Raw genomic sequence first — 21,959 nt, forward strand, 5'->3', positions numbered from 1 at the left:
TTAGGCTAATAAAACTTGACTGTTTTGCTTGGTTAATCACATTTTGCAGCAAACCTGATAGAGCCTCAGGGGGCGTCCGTGAGGTAGTTTATCTGATTCAGCCACTGAGCCGCCGTCGTCTGGTACTCTCCCTGGTTGATCGCTTTAAGCAAGGTTTTGGCTTGTTGTAACTGCCCGGCTTCGTAGTGGCTCAGGGCCAGCAACAGCTGCCAGTAGCGGTTATCTGCATCTTGCTGCCGTAGCTGTGACAACAGTTGTTGTGCCAGTGGCCATTGCCCCAGGCTGTAAGCCAATTGTGCCCGCAGCGGCAGGGATTTTTGTCCTTGGGTTTGGCTTGATTTCTGCAGCAGGCTCAGCGCCTTGTTTCTTTGACGCGACAACAAATAGGCCTGAGATAACAGCGGCTTATAGCTGGAGTGTTGTGCCAGTGCCTCGCTGTGTTGCTCCAGCAGATCTGCCGCTCGGCCGGGGGCCTGATGCAGCATCAATAACTGTGCCAGCAGTGGAATACTGCGAGTGGGCAACTGCCCGGCCTTATAGGCCGAGCTGAGGACATTGAGTGATTCCTGCTCTTGCCCCTGTTGCTGCAGGTTATGGCCCAGGCGTTCCCAATATAGGGGGCGATCCGGATAGGCGGCGATCATCTGTCTCAACAGTTGCTCTTCTTCCGGCAAACGCTGCTGCCTTTGATACAGGGACTGCAGAAAGTGTTGCCGGGTTTCGGTGACTTCCCAATCCAGTGCCAGACGCATCTGCTCAGTGGCCTTTGGTAGGTGCTGCAACTGAAATTCGGCGTAGGAGGCCAGCGAGTGCATGGTGGCAAATTCAGTGGCGCCGGGTTTGAGTTCTTGTTCCTGTTGTTGCTCTTGGAGATTGGCCGCCAGTTGCAGCCACTGCTTACTGTATTCGAGGCTTTGGCGGTATTCGCTTTGCTGATAGTTCAACTGGGCACCCAGCTTATAGAGATCCCGTTGCTGCAATGCCGTGACGGGTAAAGCCAGCAACAGCCGGGTTTGCTGCGCGGCGCACTGATAGTCCTTGAGACTGATGCAGGCCTGCAGATGCAGGTAGGCCGCCATCTGCTGTTCGTTGTCGCTGCCTTCGGCATACTGACGCTGAAAGCTTTCAATCGCCTTGAGCGCCGCAGCTGGATCCCGCTGCAATTGAAATTGCAGTTGTTGGTAACGTTGCAGTGCATTGCTCGCCAGCAGCGGCGTGCTGAACAGAATGCAGCAAAACAACAGGCTATTTTTCAAGTTCATATCTGATCACTATCCGTTGCCATTGGGTCTGCTTGGGCGCCGCGAAGCGCCACCTGAGCACGGCTCTGGAAGCCGAGCGGTAAAACACGCCGCTGGGGGTTTCATCCACCAACTTGATATCTTCCACTCTGCCCTCCGGGTTGATCGCCAAATCCAGGGTCACCTGTCCTTCAATGCCCCGCTGTTTGGCCTGCAGCGGGTATTCGGGCGGCATTTGAAATACCACCTGCGCCATGGCGATACTGGCCTGCATGGTACTGCCGGGGGCGCTGCCGCTTTGGCTGAAATTCAGCGTCGGTGGCTGGATTTGCTGAATATCATCCGGCGTCGGCCACAGGGGATCCGGCACAGGAATACCTGTGTTGGCATCCAGCGCGCTGAGATCCAGTGTCATGGGCGGAGGTGGTGGCGAGGAAGTCAGCGGCGCCGAGCTGAGGCGCACCTCAGGCAAGGGCTCTTGCGGTTTGCTATCCTGCCGCTCGGGAAAGTAGACTCCGCCTAATGTGACCCGTTTAACTGGTGCTGTGCTTTGGCTCAGAGTCAGGGCATAGATCAGGCTGGCCAACGCCAAATTGATCAGTATGGCACTGGTGAAAATCAGTCCTGTTTGGCTAGCTGGGGTCTTGGGTTGCGACGGCCACATTATTGACTCCTGCGATGCGTACTTTGTCGACCACTTCGATGAGCTTGCCGCTGGTGACATGCTTATCCACTTCGATAATGGCCGAACTCTGCTCTGAACTTGCCAGCGTGTGTTTCAGCCGGGCGGGTAGTTCAACCGCCTTGACGGCTTGCTGCTCCAGCCAGATCACATTGTGTTTGTCTATGCTGATTAAGATGGCGCGCTTATCCTGATTGTCTTGCACCTGAGCCGTGGGGCGTTCCAGCTCCAGCGACTGGGTCTTCTGAAATGACGCCGATAAAATAAAGAAGATCAACAGGATAAATACCACGTCGATCAAGGGAGTGAGATCGACATTGGCTTCTGTGCCTTGATCATCTGTGTGTTTGAATTGCATCAGTTACTCCGAAAGTATTCGGCGCAGCTCCGCCAGCAACCGCTGATTGCTCTGCTTGAGCTGATAGGCCAGATAGAGTCCGGACAGAGAGGTCACCAAACCGGCCAATGTGGTCAGCAGTGCCGAGCTGATCCCGGATGACAGCTGTTTTTGGACATCGAGTTGCCCAAGCTCGGCAAAACTGCTGATCATCCCATCGACAGTGCCCAAGAGCCCCAGCAGCGGCAGTATCCTTATCAATGAATCTATCCAGTCGAGTCCGCGGTTCAAATTCAGGGCGGCGCGGCTGAGAAAGGCCTGTTGCAGCTGTGCCTTTTGCCATAAGTCATAGTGCGTAAGCCTGACGCTCAGCTGATTTGCATCATCCAGCCAGCGGGGGCTCAGGCGGCGAATACGGCTAAAGCCCTTCAGCAGCAGATACCACATCAGACAAGAGAGCAGCAGTATCAGCCAAACAATGACGCCGGCCTGCAGCACAAAATCATAGAAGGCGCTCATTGACCGGGGTTACCTGTGTCGCCAAAGCGCTGTAATACCACCAGGGCAGCCGCTTCCTGCTCAAGCATCTGGGTCAGTTGCCGACTCTGGCTCTTGACCGCGCAGTGCAGTAACAGCAGCGGAATGGCTGTCATCAGTCCCAGCTGGGTGGTCAGCAGCGCCTCGGCAATACCACCCGAGAGCAGCTCTGTGTTGTTGCTGCCGAAACGGGTGATCACATCGAAGGTTTCAATCATGCCGCCAACCGTGCCCAGAAGCCCCAGCAGCGGCGGGATCCCCGCCAATACCGCCAGGGTGCCAGTGCCACGGGTCAGGCGGGGGACTTCGCTGAGTACGGCAGCGTTGAGCCGCGCTTCGAGTTGCTCCTCGGGGCAATCGGTTGCCGCCAACATCACCCGGCCGAGGGCATTGTCACTCTGCACTTGCTGGCTGGCCTGTTGTTGGGTCAGCCGCCGTTTTTCGCGGCGCAGTATCCACAGGCGGTTCAGGGCTATGCCTGAGGCTATCAGTGCTATCAGGCCGATAAAGATGCCGACTATCCCAGCCGGTTTGAGCTTGTCGAACCAGCCGTTACCGTTTGCCGCCTGTTGCAGCAACTTGCCAAACGAGGGGTCGAGCCAGACACTCCCCTGGGTGGGCGATAGCTTTGGCTGCTCTGCCAGCAGTTGCCAGCTTTGCTGCGCCGGCAAGTAGCGTACCCAGCCTTTGTCGCTGAGGGCATTGAAAGGCCCATATTCGGTGACATTCAATAGCACTGGGGTGCCATCGGCATTGAGGCCTTCGCTGCTTTGCACTATGGGTTTGGCAGCCAATACGCTTTGTTCTGTCAATGCGGTCCAAAGCGCCTGCAGTCGCTGCAGGCCAAGTTGGTCAGTGGGTATCTCAGCGAGGCCGCTGCTGTCGTGGCGCCATAGGCTGTGGGGTGCCACTGTGGTGAGCAGCAACTGCTCATGTTCCTGGATGGCGCGAAACACCCCGTCGAGACTGGCTTTCTCGGCGTTGAGCTGGGCCTGTTTGTCCTTGAGGCTTTGCTGCAGCGCCAGCAGTTGGTCTTCAAGTTCCAGGTTATTTGCCTGAGTCCGGGTGAGTTGCTGCTGCAGTTTCTTATGGTTGCTGCGCACCAGCTCCAGGCTCTGACGACTCAGGTTCTCTTGCCGCTCGGCGGCCGCTTGTTCCTGGCGACTGCCACTGCGAACCTGTTCCAACACCTGTTGCAGACTCTCGGCCTGGCAGGGGAGGGACAATGAGAGCGACAACAGCGATAGCGACCACAGTAATGCGGGACGCATCATGGTCTGGCGAGTGAGGGAAGACAAAAAGCTCATGATGCCTCCGCTATCAGAGGCAGTTGCAGCAGTGCCGGTATGCCATCTCCGGAGGCGACTCGGATGGCAGCGGCGACATTGCCAAGCTGCTCAGGCGCCAGCGCCTGCCAATTATCTCCCTGCCAGCGGCCACCGGCCTTGCCATCCAGGGTAAGGAAAAAGTACCCCAGGCGCCCGGCGCGCAGAAAATTCACCAGCCGACCGTCGCCGAGTTTGCCCTGCCAGCTCTCCACACTGTAGCCGTAGCTGAGCTCCACCTGGTAGGCATCCAACAGCCGGGTCAGTTTCTCGCCCTGGTTCAGCTCGGCGCTTTGCAGCAAGAGTTGCAAATTATCGAGACGCTGCTGCCGTTCCTGCTGCTGAAATGGCAGATCGGCCCGCACCAGTTGCGTGAGCGACAGCAGCATTTCGTCCATCATCGGGGCCAGCTGCATCCGGGTCTGGCGCAGTTGCCGGCGCTGCTCGCCCAGCTCCTCCAGAGAAGATTGCAGCTGCCCTATCTGCTGTTGCAACTGCTTTTGGTAATGGCTGGCCAGTTGGATTTCATGCTTGAGTTGGCGGCTTTCCTGGATCAGGGATTGCTGCTCATCATCGAGTTTTTCTATGGCTTGCTGGGCTTGTTGGCTGGCCTTTAATCCCTGATGGTCGGCCCTGTGGATCTCGTTGAGGTCACTCGGCGTGGCCGCCACCTGTAATACCCAGGCGGCCAAGACAGATACTGCTGTTTTAGTAAACATCTGAATGAAAATATTTTTTGTCTGGAATGCTGTGGTTTTGCGCACATCATCACCAGAATGTTGACATGATTTGAGACATTATCAGCAAATAGTAATGATAACAATTGTCATTTGTATTTGATCAAGTTATTTTGGCCAACCTCACACTTTAGTGGTGCGGGTTCAACTCCTGCATCGCTGTTTTTTAACAATAAAGGGATTGAGGATGAAGAAACACGCGGCTGTAGTCTGTGGTCTGGCATTGATGCCGGTAGCTCAGGCGCAACAGGTTGATGTGGCTGATCAACAGGAGATAATCGTCAGAGAGCAGGCCGACAATGGCCTGACCCAACATGAAACCCTGACCCGGGAAGATATCAAAAAACGCCCAACCGGTGACGGTAACCTGACCGACTTGCTCAGGTCCAATCCGGCGGTGCAGTTTTCCAACAGCGCCAACAGCAGTCTGAATCAGGGGGAGATCAAACCCGCCGACATTTCCATTCACGGCAGCAATGCCTATCAAAATGCCTTCCTGCTCGATGGCATGAGCATCAACAACGACCTGGATCCGGTCGATGGCAGCGTGGTCACCAATGCCCGTCTGTCCAGCGACGAGCAGGGCTTGTATGTCGACAGCCGCCTGATAGACAGCGTGACCCTTTATGATGCCAATATCCCGGTGGAATTCGGTGGCTTTACCGGCGGGGTAGTGGATGCAACAACCCGCAGTTGGCAAGGGGAAACTGCCGCCAGCGTCTATTTCCGCCAAACGGATGCCAGTTGGAACAAGGTGCATATAGATGACAAATTGCAGTTTGACTCGGCCAATAATGACCTGTCACAACCGGCCAGATTCCAGACAGATTACAGCAAGCGCAACTATGGCCTGAGCTTTGAAACCGGCATTACCGACGACTTGGGTTTTGTGGCTTCGGTTTCCCGGCGTGAGTCGAAAATCCCCATGATGAATGTACCTGCTACTGCAGTGGGACTGGATGCCAACGGTGAGCTGGTGGCCTTCAAGACCGGCGGCGGTCTCAAGCATCAACGGCGCACCTCAGACAATCTGTTCAGCAAGTTTACCTGGTACGCTTCACCACGCACCACGGCGCATCTGTCGCTGGCCTATTCGGCCTATGAGGCGGACATGTTCTTCAACGGGGTGGCCAATTCAGACTACCGCGATGAACACAAGGGCTACAGTTCTACCCTGGAGATAGAGCACGGCTTTGACGCTTCGACACTGGAGTTGTCGCTCAACTATAACCGCATGACAGACAAGCGTGCCGGCGAGCAGACTTACTGGGTGCAATTGATGGACTGGCAGAGCAATCGCTCCTACTCCTCCGGAGGCCCGGGCGATCTGGACTCTACCCAGGAAACCAGTACCGCCAAGTTGAAGTGGAAATGGGATCCCCTCAAATGGGCCGGTATGAGCCACACCTTTACCCTGGGGGGCGAAGCCAGTTACACCGACGCCGCATTCAACCGGGACAAGACTTACTACCGCAACAACTACGACGGCAGCCTGGAGATGATGGGCTGGTCACAACTGCGTCTCGATGCCTTCCTTGAAGGCCGATACAAGAGCACTCACAGCCAGTACGCCCTCTATGTTGAAGATGTGATCAACTGGGGCGATTTCAGCTTCAGGCCTGGTCTGCGACTGGATCACGACGGCTTTGTCAATCGCAATAATCTGGCTCCGAGACTCAGCAGCAGCTGGAACCTGTTTGGCGACGGCAACACCCTGCTGACCGCCGGGGCCAACCGTTACTATGGGCGCTCCATGTTGACTTACGCCCTCTACAGCGGCCAAAACGGTGGCCTGGTACATTGCTACTTTGACTGTAAACCCAACTCTGCCGACAACGACTGGATGCCGACCCGGGATTATGAGGGGATGGAAGAGCTGCAAACGTCCTATAACGACGAGTTTACCGCCGGTGTTCAACAGATTTGGGGCAACAGCATCTGGAAGCTGAACTATGTGCACCGTAACGGCCGTGATGAAGTGCGCAGTCGTTACAAGTATCCCGGCACTGATGACTATGAGCAGCGCGCCATTCGAACCTTCGATAACAGCGGCAGCACCAGCCATGACAGCGTGATCTTCACCCTGATGAATCGGGAAACCCTTCAATTCTTGGGCGCGAACCACCAGGCCAAGTTCTCTGTCGCCTGGCAGGAAACCAAGAGCAACACCCCAAAAGATCAGGGTTACAGCTATTTCGAATCCGGTCTCAATGTGGATGCCGACAAGGTTTGGTATGACGGCAAGGTCATTGCCGCGGCCGATTTACCGGCTACTGACTTCAATGCGCCCTGGAAGATAGATCTGGAACTGACCCACGAGTTCGATGACTACGGCCTCACCTGGTATAACCTGCTGCATTGGACCTCCAGCCGTGAGCAGGCCAGTCGCGATCAGAACGGTTATTTCCGCGATCCCGAGACCGGCAAGGATCTGGTTAAGTACGCCAAAGTGGATTACGCCTCAACCTTCCGTTGGGATACCAAGGTGCAATGGCAGCCCGAGTTTGCCAAGGGCGCCTCTGTGTCGGTGGAGATCTACAACCTGCTCAACCGCAAAAATGCCAACGACTCCTTTGTTTACCAGGATCAGCTCTATTTCAACTATGAGCCGGGACGTCAGTTCTGGTTGCAGTTGAACTACGAATACTAAGCTGACTCTTCGGCGGGCGGCCCAGCGGCCGCCCGTTGCTATTGATGGATTTTCCGATATGAAACATCTGGCCATGTTCTGGCATTTGATAAAACCCTTTTGGTGTAATCGGCAACGGCTGCCGGCGTTGGCATTGCTGCTGGTGGTGTTGACCTTAAGCCTCTCTTCGGTGTGGTTCAGCGTGCAGCTCAACCAGTGGAACGGCGACTTCTTCAACGCGCTGCAGCAGTTGGATGGCAGCCTGATTTACCCCCTGTTGCAGCAGTTTATGCTGATCATAGTCGCCTTGGTGCTGGTGTTGGTGTACGCCGACTACCTGAAGAAAAAGCTCATCATACAGTGGCGTGAATGGATGACCCGGGATCTCTGTAGCCGCTGGCTGTCGCCGGACAGTCGCCATTACCGAATCCAGCTGGGGCAGCAGGAGCCTGACAACCCGGATCAACGCATCGCCGAGGACGTTTTCCTGCTGGTGGACACTTCGCTGGATCTGCTGTTGTCCTTCCTGCGTTCTGTACTCACCATAGGTTCTTTTGTGGTGATCCTCTGGACGCTGTCCGGCGAGATCAGCATTCCCTTGGGCGATGCCGAGCTGACCATACCCGGCTACATGGTGTGGGTCTGCCTGCTCTACACCCTGATAGGCACCCTGATCACCCACAAGGTGGGTAAACCATTGCACCGGCTTAACTTTCAGCAGCAAAAGCGTGAGGCGGATTTCCGTATCGCCCTGGTGCAGCGCCGTAACCACAGTGAAGCCATTGCCGGTCAGCGAGGTGAGGACTGCGAGCAGCAGGTACTGGCGCAAAGCTTCTCCCGGGTAGCCGGTAACTGGTACGCCTTGATGTCGAAGGAGCGTAATCTTGCCTTCTTCACAACAGGGTACAGCCAGGTCACCATGCTGGCGCCGATATTCTTTGCTCTGCCCAAGTTTCTTGCCGGGGCAATTCAGCTCGGCGGTTTAATGCAGATAAAGATGGCCTTCACCCAGGTGGCCAGTGCCCTCAGCTGGTTTATCTACGCCTATAAAGACCTGGCGCGCTGGAGCGCTACGGTCGAGCGTCTGAGTCATTTTGAAGCCAGTCTGTTTGCCGATACGCCGCGGCCCGAGGCGGCAGTCGCCGCCAAGCCCTCAGCTGCAACCGATAGTGTCCCAGATAAAAGTGTCAATGTGCTTGAACCTCAGGCAGTGCCGCTGTTGCAGGCCAGTCTGGATCTCTTGTTGCCGGATGGTCGGCCGCTGCTGCAAAGACTGCGCCTTTCACTCACACCGGGAAAGCTGCTGGTACTGCACGGCCGCTCCGGTATCGGTAAAACCAGTTTACTGCGAACCCTGGCAGGCTTCTGGGATGGCTATTGCGGGGAGCTGGCGACTCGGGTCAGCCCCTGCTGGATATCCCAGCGCCTTTATCTGCCGGAGGGTTCACTCAAGTCGCTCATCTGTTATCCGGCTGCCACCCAGAGGTTTAGTGATGAGCGTTGCTGCCAAGTGTTGCAGCAGGTGGGGTTAGGGGAGCTGCAGGACATGCTCGAACACACAGACAACTGGCTGCAGCGGCTATCGGGTGGCGAGCAGCAAAGAGTGATGTTTGCCCGGTTGCTGCTCAACGCCCCTGAGCTGATCCTGCTGGATGAAACCACCTCGGCGCTGGACATTGCCGCCGCCACTTCACTGCTGCAACTCTTGCGTGCCGAGTTGCCCAAGGCCTGCATAGTGTTGGTCAGCCATCAATTGCCACTGCATCAGCTGGCCGATGAGATTATTTCCCTGGAGCAGGATGAACAATCTCAACCTGCCAACATCACCCGCCTGAGGGAGGTCTGAAATGAAACCCTTGATAGTATGTTTGCTGGCCGGTTTGCTGCTGGCTTGCCAAAGCACTACTGAGCCGAAACCAGAGTCACAACAACATTCAACTTCACAGCAACCACTCACCGAGGGCAGCTTGCCACTGAGGCCAGATCTGCAAACTTATACCTTGGCCAACGGTTTGCAGGTGATGCTGCTGCCCAGGAAAGATCCGCGGCAAAATGTGGAACTCAGGCTGCTGGTCAAGGCCGGCTCGCTGCAGGAAACCGACGCCCAGCAGGGCTTGGCCCATTTCGTTGAACACATGGCGTTTAAGGGCACAGAGGCGTTTGCGGATCAGCAAAGCTTTAAACAGTTGGAGCAGCAGGGGATCAGCCTTGGCAGTCATGTCAATGCGGTCACCAGCTTTGCTTCCACCGTCTATAAGTTGTCTTTACCCGCCGCCGATGAGCAGCAAGTGGCGTTGGGACTGAAAATCTTATCCCAGTGGGGCCATAAGCTGACATTCGATCCCCAGGCGTTTGAGCGCGAGCGGGAAGTGATCATCGAAGAGTGGCGTTTGCGTCAGGGGCTAGGGCAGAGGATCAATAGCGCCCTGGAGCAATTGCGTTATCAAGGCAGCGAACTGGCCGAGCGTAATCCCATAGGCCTGCCCGAAGTGATCCGCACTGCGCCTGTGACCCTGGCCAAGCAGTATTATCAGGACTGGTATCAGCCGCAGAATATGGTGCTGATGATGGCCGGTGAGTTCGATGTCGAAGACGCTCGGCAGCATATCGAGCACTTATTCGGGCCTATGGCTAAGGGCGACAGTAAAGTCGCCGCTGACTGGGGCAGTTTCGATTCCTCTGCTGCCGAGGTGCAACTGCAAACTGTGTTGGATCCCGAGCAATCGCAGCGTTTCATCCAACTCATGTTGCAACAGCCCTTGCCCGCGCCGCTCAATAGTGTCAACGGTCAATGGCGGGATCTGCTCGACAGGCTCTGGCTGGCGGTACTGAACCGTCGGCTTGGCCTGATGGTGGATGAACAGCTGTTTGCCAAGGCGCAGCTCGGCGATCAGAGCGCGGTGCTGTCGCCCTCGCGAATTCAGCATCTGGCGATTCTGCACCCGCTCGATGCCGACTATGGCACAGCGTTGCAGCGCTTTGCCACTGAGCTTAAACGTTTGGCGAGCCAAGGGGTGAGCCAAGCTGAGTTGGATGCCGTCAAGGCGCCCTTGTTGGCGCGCTTGCAACAGCAGGCGCTGAGCGAGTCGCGCTATGACAGCGATTATCTGCTCGAGCAACTGATCAATGCCGTCAGCTTTCAAATGCCTATGCTGAACAAGCAGCAAGAGTGGCAGATGACCCAGACCTTCCTCGCCGAGGTCACGCCCGAGCATCTGCAGGCGGCGGTACAGTCTTTGCTGCAACAGGCCGAGGTCAAAATTGCCCTGATAGGGCCGGACACAGACGCCGAAAAGCTGAATAAAAATAGCTTGCTAACCGCCTGGCAACAGGGGCTGGAGAGCGCGCCAGGCGCCTTTGCGATCAAACCCAGGCAACTGACACTGGACTTAACGCCACCGGCGATGAATAAGGTTGTGGATAGAGCATCACTGCCGGCGCTTGGCGCCTTGCCCAAGGTTCGCAGCGAGCGCTGGCAACTGGCCAATGGCCTGACCTTGCTGCTGCACAGCGATCCTATGCTGACCGATAACATTCAGCTGGATCTACGCCTTCCCGGTGGCCGCTCTCTGGAGAACCACAACACCAAGGGCTATGTCAGCCAGGCGCTTTACCTGCCATCCTCCTGCGGTATCGGCGAATATTCGGGTCGGGATCTGCTGGCCTTGCAGAAGCAATACGGCATCAGTATCACCCCCTATGCCGAGCTGCTGCATCATGGCCTGCGTGGTCAGGCATCCGCCGATACCCTGGCGCCGCTGCTCAAATTATTTGCCCTGCGTTTGACCCAGCCCAAGTATTGCCAGGAGGCTTTGAGCAGGCAGCGGCAGGCCATTCAGCAACAGCGGAATCATATGCCCGCCGAGCGGCGCTTTATGGATGCCATCACACAAGCCGCCTTTGAGAACGGAGAGCTGCTCTTGATGCAGGGCAGTGACCCTGCATCAGAGCTGGCAAAACTTGAGCAATTAGATAGGCAACTGCTGGGTGACCCGGGCGCCATGGTGCTGAGCATCAGCGGCAATCTGCCGCTCAAGCAATTGGGCGAGCAGGCCAACCTCTGGTTCGGTCATCTTGCCAAACAGGATGGCAAAACAGCGCAGAGCTGGACTGATCGCAACATTCGCCCCAAGGCCGAGTCCATGGAGCGCCGTTACCCCTGGAGCAGCAGCCCGAAAACCATGGTGCAAATCCAATACAGTCAGGATGCGAAGTGGAGTGCGGCAAACAGCATGGCGATGCAACTGATAGAGCAGGTGCTGAACCAAAGGCTGCGGCAGAAACTGCGCACCGAGGCTTCCGGTGTTTATGTAATCCAGATGTCGCAGCTATTGGCGCGTGACCCGGCGGCTTATTATCTGGGACGGCTCAATTTCACCGCGGCGCCTGAGCGGGCCGAGACGCTGGCCGCAGACGCCGACGCCGTAGTGCAGCATCTGGTGCGCGAAGGCATGAGTGTGGCCGAGTTCAAACAGGCCAAGCAAACCCTGGCCGTGTTGCAGCGTCAACAGCGCCAAAGCGCCGCCTTTTGGAGCGCCGCTCTGGCACAGACCATGGCCGATGACGGGCGACTTCAGGAGCTGGCCGAGACTGAGAACACGCTGAATAAGCTGACGCTGGAGCAGACCAATCAACTGCTGCAACAACTTTTGGGACAGCAGAAGAAGGTCTTTATGCTGGAGCCGGCAGAGGTTTAATACCCAAGAGCCGAGGTATCTAACAAGACGGCCATTCGGCCGTCTTCTTTTACTAAACAATATGTTGAGGGCATTTATCAGAGTGATTTTTACCGAATTATATATTGTATGAGCTGTGTCGAATATTTCGCCATCAGGTCTACTCGTTGACATGGGGCTATGGCAGACTGAATTTATGTTCAGGTGACGACAGCTAAATGTCCATGGAGGGGAAGGTGAGCAATTGTAAGTTGCCGATAGAGCGATTTGCTTTTCTCGAGATGTTGGCCTTTTGGAAAGGGAGAGTCCGCAATAAAGATATCGAACACCAATTTGCCATTACCCGTCAGCAAGCCCACAAAGATTTGGCCAAATACCGGGAACTGCACCCAGGCGCCTTGATAAAGCTCGATAAGGCCTGTTTCGGGTTTGCGGAGCACGCCAGTCTCAGCTACTCATCTGCTTCCCTAGATGATTTTTTCCTCTGGTACGAGACAGGTTACTTTGCTCAGCCCCGCCCCTTGAATGGCTCCTGTGCCACCCGAATGGCATTGCCGGAACGCAACATTTGCCGCCATGTCCTCGCCGGTTTGATTAATGCCATCGAGCAAAACCTCAGGCTTGAGGTGGAATATGTCTCTCTGTCCAATCCCGAAGATGAAGGCCGAATTTTTACCCCTCACACCTTAGTCAAAGCCGGCAGCCGCTACCATGTTCGGGGCTACTGCGAAAAGTCAGCGGCTTTCCGCGATCTTGTTCTGAGCCGCTTTCGGGGAATTCCTGTTGTGGAGGGCATCGCCCATCAAACTGTAAAAGAAGACTCTGCCTGGCAGACCATGCTGGCGGTAATTCTGGCTCCGGATCCCCGCCTGACAGCACAGCAACAACAAGTGCTGGCCAAGGATTATCAGATGGAAGGGGGACAACTCATTATTCAGTGCCGGGCAGCCTTGGTGGATTACCTGCTCAGGGAGATGCAGGTCAATACCAAGTATCTGGATGGCACTCCTGAGGCTCAGCAGTTGGTGCTGGTAAACCGAAATGACATCAAGCAGTGGTTATTCAATAGCTAGGACCGACATGGTTTGAGCCAAGGTAAACTCAGTTAACCTGAGTGTCTGTACAGTATTGGTGGCAATAGGAAAGTTGGGTAAAAGTAACTCATATCTGACGCCGAGGTATTTAAATGGACGATTTCTCACCCTCTGATCTTAAAGTGATTCTGCACTCAAAACGCGCCAACATGTATTACCTCGAATATTGCCGCGTAATGCAAAAAGATGGCCGAGTACTCTATTTAACCGAAGCTGATAAAGAAAACCTCTACTTCAATATCCCTATCGCCAACACCACAGTCTTGCTGCTTGGCAACGGTACATCAATTACTCAGGCCGCAATGCGTATGCTCTCGCAGGCAGGAGTACTGGTAGGGTTTTGTGGCGGTGGTGGCACACCGTTGCATATGGCGACTGAAGTGGAATGGTTTACACCGCAAAGTGAATATCGCCCTACCGAATACCTGCAAGGCTGGCTCTCATTTTGGTTTGATGATGAAAAGCGCTTAGCCGCTGCAAAACAATTTCAAAATGCCCGAATCGACTACTTACAAAAGGTGTGGCGCACTGACCGTGAACTCGCTCTGGAAAAGTTCAATGTTCAGGATCAGGTTATCCAACAATCACTTGAAACCTTCCACAAGCGCACAGTGGCAGCCAGTCAATCCTCAGAGCTGCTGCTTACCGAAGCGCAATTAACCAAAGTTCTATACAAATACGCGGCCAATAATACCGGCAAAGAGGGTTTTTCTCGCCAACAACAACCCGACAAAAAATGTACCGACAAAGCCAACGACTTTTTAAACCATGGCAACTACTTAGCTTATGGTTTGGCAGCAAGCTGTTTGTGGGTATTGGGTATACCCCATGGCTTTGCCGTGATGCATGGTAAAACCCGCCGCGGTGCTTTGGTGTTTGATGTGGCCGATTTAATCAAAGACGCCATTGTGCTGCCCTGGGCCTTTGTTTGTGCCAAAGAAAACGCAACCGAACAAGAGTTTCGCCAGCAAATATTGCAAGCCTTTATTGAACACAAAGCACTCGACTTTATGTTTGACACAGTAAAAAAGGTTGCGCTGGAAAAGAGAACAGAATAGTGCGGCTTAGCGCCGCACTTGCTACCTGCATGGCAGTGAACATGAATGTGAGTACATATTATTTCTAAGCTGCTATAACGCAGTGAAAGGATGGTAGCTACCTATTACGATAAAGACAAGTTTTTCTTGATTCTATGTAAGTACTTATTAGGTTGATCTTTCGTGGGGTTCATGTATTGTATGTTTTGTGAACTTTGAAACGTGTGGTGTTTTGATGAAAAGATTGATCAGTATTTATTGCTACATAAAGAATTGCTTATGGATATTATCTCTCCGGCTAAAGGACATGATGTCAAAGCCGGAGAACACTGCAACTTTTTTAATGCTACTAAAAATTATTAATGAAATTAAGCGATTGCTATATTGATTTTGGACTAACAATATGATGGTCACCTTTGTCTCTCAGTGTGAAAAAAACGCGCTTAAGAAAACCCGTCGCGTACTGGATGCTTTTGCCAACCGGATTGGCGATAACACCTGGCAAACCCTGATCACCGAAGAGGGATTGTTAACGGTGAAAAAAATGCTACGCCAAACCGCCAGTCGCAGAACTGCCGTCAGTTGCCATTGGATCCGCTCCCGTTCGCGTAGCCAGTTTTTATGGGTGGTGGGGAATAAAAAGAAATTTAATTTGGAAGGTGTGGTGCCAGTTAACAGTACTGAGAAAGATTTACTCAACAGCGACTATGAAAGTGATTGGAAATATTTACCCTTGGTTAAGGCGATCACTGGCATGGCTGCTTTGCTGCACGATTGGGGTAAGGCTTCTTTACTTTTTCAGGAAAAATTAAATCCAGAAATTAAAACCCAGCATAAAGGCGATCCGCTACGCCATGAGTGGATCTCTTGCCTGTTATTTCATCAGTTCGTTACAAGCCAGATGAGTGATAGTCACGATGAAGCATGGTTGAACTTTCTGATCAACCAAGGCATTGATGAGTCGCGATTGACTTACCAGAGGTTACAAACGGCAAAGCCACTAAGCGAACTGCCCAACGCAGCAGCATTGATTAGTTGGTTAATTGTTTCTCATCACAGATTACCGCTGCCCAAAAAAGAAGATATGTGTCGGGAGCAGCGAGAGAATCGTAATAGTTCGCTTGGTGATTTGTTGGCCAGAATCACTTCGGCATGGGGATATGAAAACCAATTTGAGGATTACAACAGGCTGTTACCCAAATGCTTTGAATTTCCTTTAGGGCTACTTTCTCAATCACAAACTTGGCTAACGGCATTGCAACGCCGTGCGAAGGATTTATTGCATCAGTTGCCTTTGTTAGATCAAGCGATGAATGACGGCAGCTGGCGCGTGGTTTTACATCATGCACGGTTGTGCTTGATGCTGGGCGACCATTATTACTCCTCGCAAGCCAATGATCCTAGTTGGAAGGTTTCAACCGAGCTGTACGCCAATACAGATCCAGAGACCAAAGAGCGTAAACAAAAGCTGGATGAACATTTGGTTAATGTCGCCAGGGTGGCGGTGAATACGGTGAAGTTACTGCCCTTTTTTGAATCTGAGCCGCTAAAAGCGACTGAACTCACCGAGCTGGCACCCAAGGCAAACACCCCCAAAGCGTTCCGTTGGCAAGATAAAGCGGTACGTAAAATTATCGAGTGGCGTGAGCATACTGAAGATAAAAGCCAAGGTTATTTTGTGGTCAACATGGCGAGTACTGGCTGTGGGAAAACCATGGCTAACGCCAAAATCATGCAGGCGCTCTCGGAGGATGGTGAAAGTCTGCGTTTTATTCTCGCGCTTGGTTTGCGCACCCTTACTTTGCAAACTGGTGATGAATACAAACAACGGCTCAAACTGCAAGATAAAGATCTCGCTGTGCTCATTGGCTCTAAGGCGATTTACGAGTTACATCACCAGACTGGTGCGCAAGTCGATAAGGAGGAAGTGGAACTTAATCAAGCTGAGCTTGGCTCTGAATCGATGGAAAGCTTGCAAGAAGAAACTGATGAACTGCATTGGCAGGGCGTATTGCCCGAAGAAGAGCTCACTACAGTTTTAATCAAGGAAAAAGATCGCAAGTTGCTTTATGCCCCGGTACTGGCTTGCACCATAGATCATATTATGGCGGCTACCGAAACCAAACGGGGTGGGCGTTATATATTGCCTTGCTTACGGTTAATGTCATCCGACTTGGTGATAGATGAAATCGATGATTTTACTGGCGACGATCTGATTGCGATTGGCAGACTCGTTCATTTGGCCGGTATGCTGGGGCGAAAAGTCATGATTTCCTCTGCCACCATCCCGCCGGATTTAGCACTCGGTTTGTATAATGCCTATCGCCAGGGGTGGGCAGTATTTGCCGCCAGTCGTGACCGAAACGCCAGCATTAATTGTATTTATATTGATGAATTTACGGCACATACTCAGTTGGTGGGGAGCAATGATTATGACTTGGAGGCTTACCGGGCCTTGCAACAAGGCTTTATCAATAAACGGGTCGAGAAGCTCAAACAGCAAACCGCCAAACGTAAAGCCGAAATTATCCCCTGCCTCAAACAACCTGATTTACCGCTTGATACTCAGTATTTTGCAACGGTAAAGCAAGCGGTGCTGGCTAAACACCGGCACCACTTTACCTTAGATCCCCAAAGCCAAATTCAAGTTTCCTTTGGTGTGGTGCGCCTTGCCAATATTCAACCCTGTGTCGAGCTAACCAAGTACTTGCTCAGTTGTGATTGGCCTGCAGATACCGAAGTACGTTGTATGGCTTACCACAGTCAGCAAGTGTTGTTGCTGCGCCACGAGCAAGAAAAGCATCTAGATGAGGTGCTTAAGCGCAAAGAGAAATCGGGAGAATTACCCAAAGCGTTTGCTCATCCCGTGATACGCGAACACCTAACCGCTTGCCAAGCAAAAAACCTGATTTTCATTCTGGTTGCCACCCCAGTTGAAGAAGTGGGGCGCGACCATGACTTTGATTGGGCGGTGATAGAGCCCTCTTCTTTTCGTTCGATTATTCAAATGGCAGGCCGTGTACGCAGGCACCGTGATGGAGAAATTCCTGTGCCCAATATTGGCTTGTTGCAGTACAACCTCAAAGGGTTCAAGGGGAGAGAAGAGCGAGTATTTAACCGTCCTGGCTATGAAACCGACCGAACTACTCAGCTCGTCACTCATGACTTAACCCAGTTGGTGGACGAAAAGCCATTGCTGCAATCGGTTAATGCAGTTGCTCGAATTCAGAAGCGAGCGACGTTGGAGCCACAAAAAAACTTGGCGGATTTAGAGCACTTTGCCACCGCCAAAACATGCGGCACGGATCAAATCGGCAAGCCAGAAGTAAGCGAAGTTAACCGCCGGGATAGATTCAGCCGCAACCGTCGGGAAAGCCAGCGCCAGTCTTGTTGGTGTGAGCATTTACACGGTCATATTCATGGCTACTGGTGGCTTACGGCATTGCCGCAATACTTCAAACGCTTTCGCAAAAGTGAACCCTCAGTACAGGTCTACTTAGTCAAAAAATCGCGCAGTATCGAGTTTTGTATCCCTAATGAGCGGCAATGGCCTGCGATTGAGCAAGTGTTAAATATTCAGCATCAACCGCTTGCGCCAGAACAACAGCAGAAACTCTGGCTGCAACGTGATTACGGTGAGTTAGTTAATCAATACAGCACAAGTGCTGAGCAGGAGTTTGCTACGTCAGTGCGATACGGAGAAATCAGTTTTATCTACCGGGAAGGAAGTCAGCAATACAGTTACAACGACCAATTAGGCTTGGTTAAGGTTAAATAGTGGAGGGATTTACCGTGTTAGATCCAGCAATAGTCAGCTTTTTTGCCGAGCGCAAAGAAGCCTGGCTTAAGAAAAATGTCAGTACCTCGATGCAAGAATCAGAAGTATTGGAAAAACAGCGGGAGTGTAAGCAAAACTTTCTGTTGGCAAATTGGTTACCCGATGCTGCTAAAAGGGCAGGGCAAATCTCAATAGCCTCACATCCCTGCACCTTTAGTCATCCGAGTGCGCGAAAGAACAAAAATGGCTATGTCTCATCGATAATTTCCAAGAATAAACCGAGTGCCGATGGCTTTCTGCGATCAGGCAATGTGGCGGTAGAGCCAGATGCACTAGGTAATGCAGCGGCATTGGACGTGTATAAGTTCCTGAGCTTGCCGATGAGCGATCAACGCTCTCTGCTCGTGCATATTGAACAAGAAAGTGAGTTGGCTCGCCAGTTGCTTGAGGTGCCAACCTGTGATTATCAGACGCTACGAGACGGTTTTTTAAAAATGATCGATAGCGATCAAGCTTCGGTATCCAGCTCGAAGATTAAGCAGGTCTATTTTCCGGTAGCCGAAGGTGAATATCATTTATTGTCGCTATTGACCCATTCAGGCCATCTTTTTGAATTACGCAAACGACTTGATGCAATGCGATTTGGGGAGCTTGTCAAAGAGGCCAGAGAGTGCAAAAAAGCCAATCGATTTCACCCAGAGGGTTATCAAGAAATATTTGGTCTAACGACCATTGGCTTTGGCGGTACAAAACCTCAAAACATCAGCGTGCTCAATAACCAAAATGCGGGAAAAGCCCATCTTCTTCCATCCATTCCGCCTAACTTAACACCCAGAGAAATCCGCTTGCCTAAGACGGACTTTTTCAAAGAGTGTTTTACCGCTTGGCAAGCCAAGGAGGTGTTGGAAGCGTTGCATCGACTGTTTAAGACTGACTATAACAACATCAATATCCGTGATGGACGTGATTACCGTATTCAGCAATACGTTGATTTGGTTATTGAAAAAATGTGGCAAGTGCGCCTGTTTCTCACTGGCCATCAAGGCGATCTACCAAGCGAATTGCCATTGGAGCAAAAAGTTTGGTTGTACCCTGAATTTGAGTCGCAGCGAGAACAAGAGAATGAGTGGCTCGATAAAATCACTCGTCAAATTGCCCGTGGTTTAATCAACCACTACAGCCGCAGCAAAGTCATCAGCAACCCCTTATTACTGGCCGATCAAGAACTCTTGGCCATTGAGACAGTGGTTGCCAGCAATAGGGAGAACTTTCGATGAGAGTGCTGATTTTGCCCCATATTAAAATTCACAACGCCAATGCACTCTCAAGCCCTTTTACCATAGGTTTTCCGGCCATGACAGCATGGTTAGGGTTTGTCCACGCTTTGGAGCGCAAATTGAACCAAGCCGGTCTGTCTGAGTTAATGCTGCACAGTGTCGCCGTTGTCAGTCATTGCTGTGATGTACAAACTCACAAAGGTGAGGGCGATTTTGTCCATTCAATTATTGGTACAGGTAACCCACTCGATAAGGACGGTTCGCGTTCGGCATTTATAGAAGAAGCACGCTGTCATTTAGACGTCTCTTTAGTGATTGAGTGGAGTGGCGATGAGGAACAGGTGCAAAATCCTGATTTTGCAGGGCAATTGCAAGCGGTCATCGCCACCATGAAAGTAGCGGGTGGTGATGTCATCTGTATAGGAAAGCCCGCAATCGGCTCAGTGGTGACAGAAGAGGATACGACGCGAGTTCTACGCCAACTGATGCCGGGCTATGTACTGCTAGAACGGCGCGATCTAATGATAGAGGCCATGCAGCAAGACAATGATGCATTAGATGCACTGCTTGGCTACCTCAGCGTTAACCACAATTGTGAACAGCTTGAAGATGGCAGTGTTGTTTGGCACAGCCAGCGCAAAACCCATGGTTGGATTGTACCCATAGCAACCGGGTTTCAGGGCATTTCACCATTAGGTGAGGCGAAAAATCAACGGGATCCCACTACGCCCCATCGTTTTGCCGAAAGCGTGGTCACGCTAGGTGAGTTTGTTATGGCGCACAAAATTAAAAACCTCGATGACGCCCTTTGGCAATACAACTCCGATTTAGAAAACGATCTTTACCTTTGTCAGCAAGTTAACGCTATCAACGAATATGAATAAGGAACAATCTCATGGCTAAAATTAACGACACCGCTTCAGTATTGGCATTTGAGAAGAAACTAGTCCCATCAGATGGCTATCTATTTGGCACTAGCTGGGACGCTAAAGAACAGGTCACTCCTTTATCGTTACAAGAAAAATCGGTACGTGGAACCATTTCTAACCGTTTAAAAGCGGCAGTAAAAAATGATCCACTTAAGTTAAATGCCGAAGTGGAGAAAGCAAACTTACAACGTGTCGATGCCTGTGCTCTGGGGCAAGATCAAGACACTCTTAAACTCCATTTCACCCTAAAAGTGTTGGGTGGTTTAGCTCAACCTTCGGCTTGTAATAATGCGCAATTCAAACAGAGCTATAGTGCCGCAGTTGAGCAGTACATTGCCAAGCATGGTTGTTTTGAATTGGCAAAACGCTACGCCACTAACCTGGCAAACGCGCGTTTCTTATGGCGTAACCGAGTGGGTGCTGAAGAAATCGAAGTGCAAGTTAAGGCGCTTAATAAAGGGGCGGAGCAAACTTGGACGTTTGACGCCAAAAAGTTCAGCACCCGTCATTTCGATCATAACGATGAACAAGTGAGTAGTTTGGCTGAACGCATTGCCAAGGCCTTGGCCAGTAAGTCCGAACACCTGATGCTGCAAATTGACTGCTATGCAAAAGTGGGTAAAGCGCAAGAAGTTTATCCAAGTGAAGAGCTAGTGTTGGATAAAGGCAATAGCAAAACCAAGAAAAGTAAAATTCTTTATGCCGTTAATGAACATGCAGCAATGCACTCACAAAAAATAGGTAATGCATTGCGTTCTATTGATACTTGGTATCCAGAATACGCTTTGGCAGAACAAAGTGCAGGGGCGATTGCCATAGAACCTTATGGCGCAGTGACCAATTTGGGTAAAGCATTCCGCACTCCGAAAGATAAGCAGGATTTTTACAGCTTCTTTGACAAGTGGGCTCGTGGAGAACCACTACCGCGTGAAGAAGATGAACATTATGTGGTGGCCGTGTTGGTGCGCGGTGGGGTATTCGGCGAAAGTGATAAATAGGTGGCGGTAATGAACTACTACCAAGAAATTACCTTACTACCGGATGTCGATATCTCGCTTGGTTTTCTTTGGCAAAATGTATTTCAACAAGTGCATATTGCACTTGTTGAACACAAAGTGGATGCAAATCAGTCTAGTGTTGCGGTTGGCTTTCCTGATTATCTCCGGGCTAAGTTTCCCCTGGGTGGTAAATTGCGCCTCTTTGCCAAAGAACAAGCGTCATTGGAAAAGCTAGCCATTCACCAATGGCTGAATCGGTTCGAAGACTATGCGCATATTAAAGGGATCAAACCCGTACCGAGTGATGTTTCCTACGTGAGCTTTGTACGCAAACAGGTGAAATCGCCTGAGCGGATTGAGCGGGCTATGCAGCAAAAGGCGGCATTATGGGCGGCAAAGTCGGGCAAGCCGCTGGCCGAGTGCTTAACCGATCTTGAAAAAAGCAAACCGACTGGGCAGTGTGATTTGCCATTTATCTTCTTGCACAGCCAGCAAACGAAACAACGTTCGCCGGACAAAAACAGCAAGTTCCCGCTGTTTATCGAAAGATATCCGCAAAGTACACCTGTGGATGGGCTTTTCGATTGCTACGGGCTGAGTCGTAAAGTTAATGGTATTGCATCGTTTGGAACAGTACCGCACTTTTAAGCATCAAAGGGTGAGTTTTACCCTTTATTTTTGC

16 protein-coding genes are annotated in these 21,959 nt (G+C 52.0%); 10 read left to right on the forward strand and 6 right to left on the reverse strand.

The genetic code is table 11. The features are described 5' to 3' along the window. Window positions 1-65 precede the first annotated feature (65 nt). Genes ON072_RS03295 through ON072_RS03320 form a run of 6 tightly spaced genes read right to left on the reverse strand, consistent with a single transcriptional unit; the run spans window position 66 to window position 4,841 of the window. Window positions 66-1,262: a hypothetical protein gene (locus ON072_RS03295; RefSeq protein ID WP_144190956.1), complete on the reverse strand. Its 1,197-nt coding sequence runs from the start codon at window positions 1,260-1,262 to the stop codon at window positions 66-68. Then, the gene (locus ON072_RS03300) at window positions 1,246-1,905 is read right to left on the reverse strand and encodes an energy transducer TonB (RefSeq protein WP_025889824.1); all 660 of its coding nucleotides are present in this window, start codon (window positions 1,903-1,905) and stop codon (window positions 1,246-1,248) included. The genes ON072_RS03295 and ON072_RS03300 overlap by 17 nt, the downstream gene beginning before the upstream one ends. After that, entirely contained in the window at window positions 1,874-2,281 is a 408-nt protein-coding gene (locus tag ON072_RS03305; RefSeq protein WP_025011347.1) for an ExbD/TolR family protein, read from the reverse strand. The genes ON072_RS03300 and ON072_RS03305 overlap by 32 nt, the downstream gene beginning before the upstream one ends. A gap of 3 nt (window positions 2,282-2,284) precedes the next feature. Further along, window positions 2,285-2,779, reverse strand: a complete 495-nt coding sequence (locus ON072_RS03310) for a MotA/TolQ/ExbB proton channel family protein (protein WP_274625948.1) — start codon at window positions 2,777-2,779, stop codon at window positions 2,285-2,287. Then, window positions 2,776-4,104 carry a MotA/TolQ/ExbB proton channel family protein gene (locus tag ON072_RS03315; protein WP_274625949.1) on the reverse strand — a complete coding sequence of 443 codons (1,329 nt, stop codon included), beginning with the start codon at window positions 4,102-4,104 and terminating at the stop codon, window positions 2,776-2,778. Before ON072_RS03315 ends, ON072_RS03310 begins: the two co-directional genes overlap by 4 nt. Beyond that, the gene (locus ON072_RS03320; RefSeq protein ID WP_208136245.1) at window positions 4,101-4,841 is read right to left on the reverse strand and encodes a DUF3450 domain-containing protein; all 741 of its coding nucleotides are present in this window, start codon (window positions 4,839-4,841) and stop codon (window positions 4,101-4,103) included. The genes ON072_RS03315 and ON072_RS03320 overlap by 4 nt, the downstream gene beginning before the upstream one ends. Window positions 4,842-5,046: 205 nt before the next feature. On the opposite strand from ON072_RS03320, the gene ON072_RS03325 reads away from it, so the two are divergent. The 10 genes from ON072_RS03325 to cas6f all read left to right on the forward strand — a co-directional run bounded on the left by ON072_RS03325 (window position 5,047) and on the right by cas6f (window position 21,925). Continuing rightward, window positions 5,047-7,509: a TonB-dependent receptor plug domain-containing protein gene (locus ON072_RS03325; protein ID WP_274625950.1), complete on the forward strand. Its 2,463-nt coding sequence runs from the start codon at window positions 5,047-5,049 to the stop codon at window positions 7,507-7,509. Window positions 7,510-7,567: 58 nt separating this feature from the next. Further along, entirely contained in the window at window positions 7,568-9,334 is a 1,767-nt protein-coding gene (locus ON072_RS03330; protein WP_274625951.1) for an ABC transporter ATP-binding protein/permease, read from the forward strand. Between the two features lies 1 nt (window position 9,335). Next, window positions 9,336-12,185 (forward strand): M16 family metallopeptidase, encoded by a 2,850-nt coding sequence (locus tag ON072_RS03335; protein WP_274625952.1) that lies wholly within the window; start codon window positions 9,336-9,338, stop codon window positions 12,183-12,185. Between the two features lie 215 nt (window positions 12,186-12,400). Continuing rightward, on the forward strand, window positions 12,401-13,237 hold the full coding sequence (locus ON072_RS03340) for a WYL domain-containing protein (RefSeq protein ID WP_208243300.1): 837 nt from the start codon (window positions 12,401-12,403) through the stop codon (window positions 13,235-13,237). A gap of 113 nt (window positions 13,238-13,350) precedes the next feature. Further along, window positions 13,351-14,316, forward strand: coding sequence for a type I-F CRISPR-associated endonuclease Cas1f (cas1f, locus tag ON072_RS03345; protein WP_101058356.1), 966 nt, complete (start codon window positions 13,351-13,353; stop codon window positions 14,314-14,316). A 382-nt stretch (window positions 14,317-14,698) separates the two neighbouring features. After that, window positions 14,699-18,073, forward strand: a complete 3,375-nt coding sequence (cas3f, locus tag ON072_RS03350) for a type I-F CRISPR-associated helicase Cas3f (RefSeq protein ID WP_274625953.1) — start codon at window positions 14,699-14,701, stop codon at window positions 18,071-18,073. Between the two features lie 14 nt (window positions 18,074-18,087). Next, window positions 18,088-19,350: a type I-F CRISPR-associated protein Csy1 gene (gene csy1, locus ON072_RS03355; protein WP_198556922.1), complete on the forward strand. Its 1,263-nt coding sequence runs from the start codon at window positions 18,088-18,090 to the stop codon at window positions 19,348-19,350. Continuing rightward, on the forward strand, window positions 19,347-20,234 hold the full coding sequence (gene csy2, locus ON072_RS03360) for a type I-F CRISPR-associated protein Csy2 (protein ID WP_123117057.1): 888 nt from the start codon (window positions 19,347-19,349) through the stop codon (window positions 20,232-20,234). Before csy1 ends, csy2 begins: the two co-directional genes overlap by 4 nt. Before the next feature lie 11 nt (window positions 20,235-20,245). After that, window positions 20,246-21,277, forward strand: coding sequence for a type I-F CRISPR-associated protein Csy3 (gene csy3, locus ON072_RS03365; RefSeq protein ID WP_071475679.1), 1,032 nt, complete (start codon window positions 20,246-20,248; stop codon window positions 21,275-21,277). A 9-nt stretch (window positions 21,278-21,286) separates the two neighbouring features. Continuing rightward, a complete protein-coding gene (gene cas6f / locus ON072_RS03370; protein WP_274625954.1) occupies window positions 21,287-21,925 on the forward strand; it encodes a type I-F CRISPR-associated endoribonuclease Cas6/Csy4 in 639 nt (212 codons plus the stop codon). Window positions 21,926-21,959 lie beyond the last annotated feature (34 nt).

The organism is Shewanella sp. K8 (assembly GCF_028823715.1).
Lineage (GTDB): Bacteria > Pseudomonadota > Gammaproteobacteria > Enterobacterales > Shewanellaceae > Shewanella > Shewanella algae.

Excerpts from the sequence above, each read along its gene's own strand:
- ON072_RS03295 (WP_144190956.1), bottom strand. The coding sequence starts at position 1,262 with ATGAACTTGAAAAATAGCCTGTTGTTTTGCTGCATTCTGTTCAGCACG.
- ON072_RS03300 (WP_025889824.1), bottom strand. The coding sequence starts at position 1,905 with ATGTGGCCGTCGCAACCCAAGACCCCAGCTAGCCAAACAGGACTGATT.
- ON072_RS03305 (WP_025011347.1), bottom strand. The coding sequence starts at position 2,281 with ATGCAATTCAAACACACAGATGATCAAGGCACAGAAGCCAATGTCGAT.
- ON072_RS03310 (WP_274625948.1), bottom strand. The coding sequence starts at position 2,779 with ATGAGCGCCTTCTATGATTTTGTGCTGCAGGCCGGCGTCATTGTTTGG.
- ON072_RS03315 (WP_274625949.1), bottom strand. The coding sequence starts at position 4,104 with ATGAGCTTTTTGTCTTCCCTCACTCGCCAGACCATGATGCGTCCCGCA.
- ON072_RS03320 (WP_208136245.1), bottom strand. The coding sequence starts at position 4,841 with ATGTTTACTAAAACAGCAGTATCTGTCTTGGCCGCCTGGGTATTACAG.
- ON072_RS03325 (WP_274625950.1), top strand. The coding sequence starts at position 5,047 with ATGAAGAAACACGCGGCTGTAGTCTGTGGTCTGGCATTGATGCCGGTA.
- ON072_RS03330 (WP_274625951.1), top strand. The coding sequence starts at position 7,568 with ATGAAACATCTGGCCATGTTCTGGCATTTGATAAAACCCTTTTGGTGT.
- ON072_RS03335 (WP_274625952.1), top strand. The coding sequence starts at position 9,336 with ATGAAACCCTTGATAGTATGTTTGCTGGCCGGTTTGCTGCTGGCTTGC.
- cas1f (WP_101058356.1), top strand. The coding sequence starts at position 13,351 with ATGGACGATTTCTCACCCTCTGATCTTAAAGTGATTCTGCACTCAAAA.
- cas3f (WP_274625953.1), top strand. The coding sequence starts at position 14,699 with ATGATGGTCACCTTTGTCTCTCAGTGTGAAAAAAACGCGCTTAAGAAA.
- csy2 (WP_123117057.1), top strand. The coding sequence starts at position 19,347 with ATGAGAGTGCTGATTTTGCCCCATATTAAAATTCACAACGCCAATGCA.
- csy3 (WP_071475679.1), top strand. The coding sequence starts at position 20,246 with ATGGCTAAAATTAACGACACCGCTTCAGTATTGGCATTTGAGAAGAAA.
- cas6f (WP_274625954.1), top strand. The coding sequence starts at position 21,287 with ATGAACTACTACCAAGAAATTACCTTACTACCGGATGTCGATATCTCG.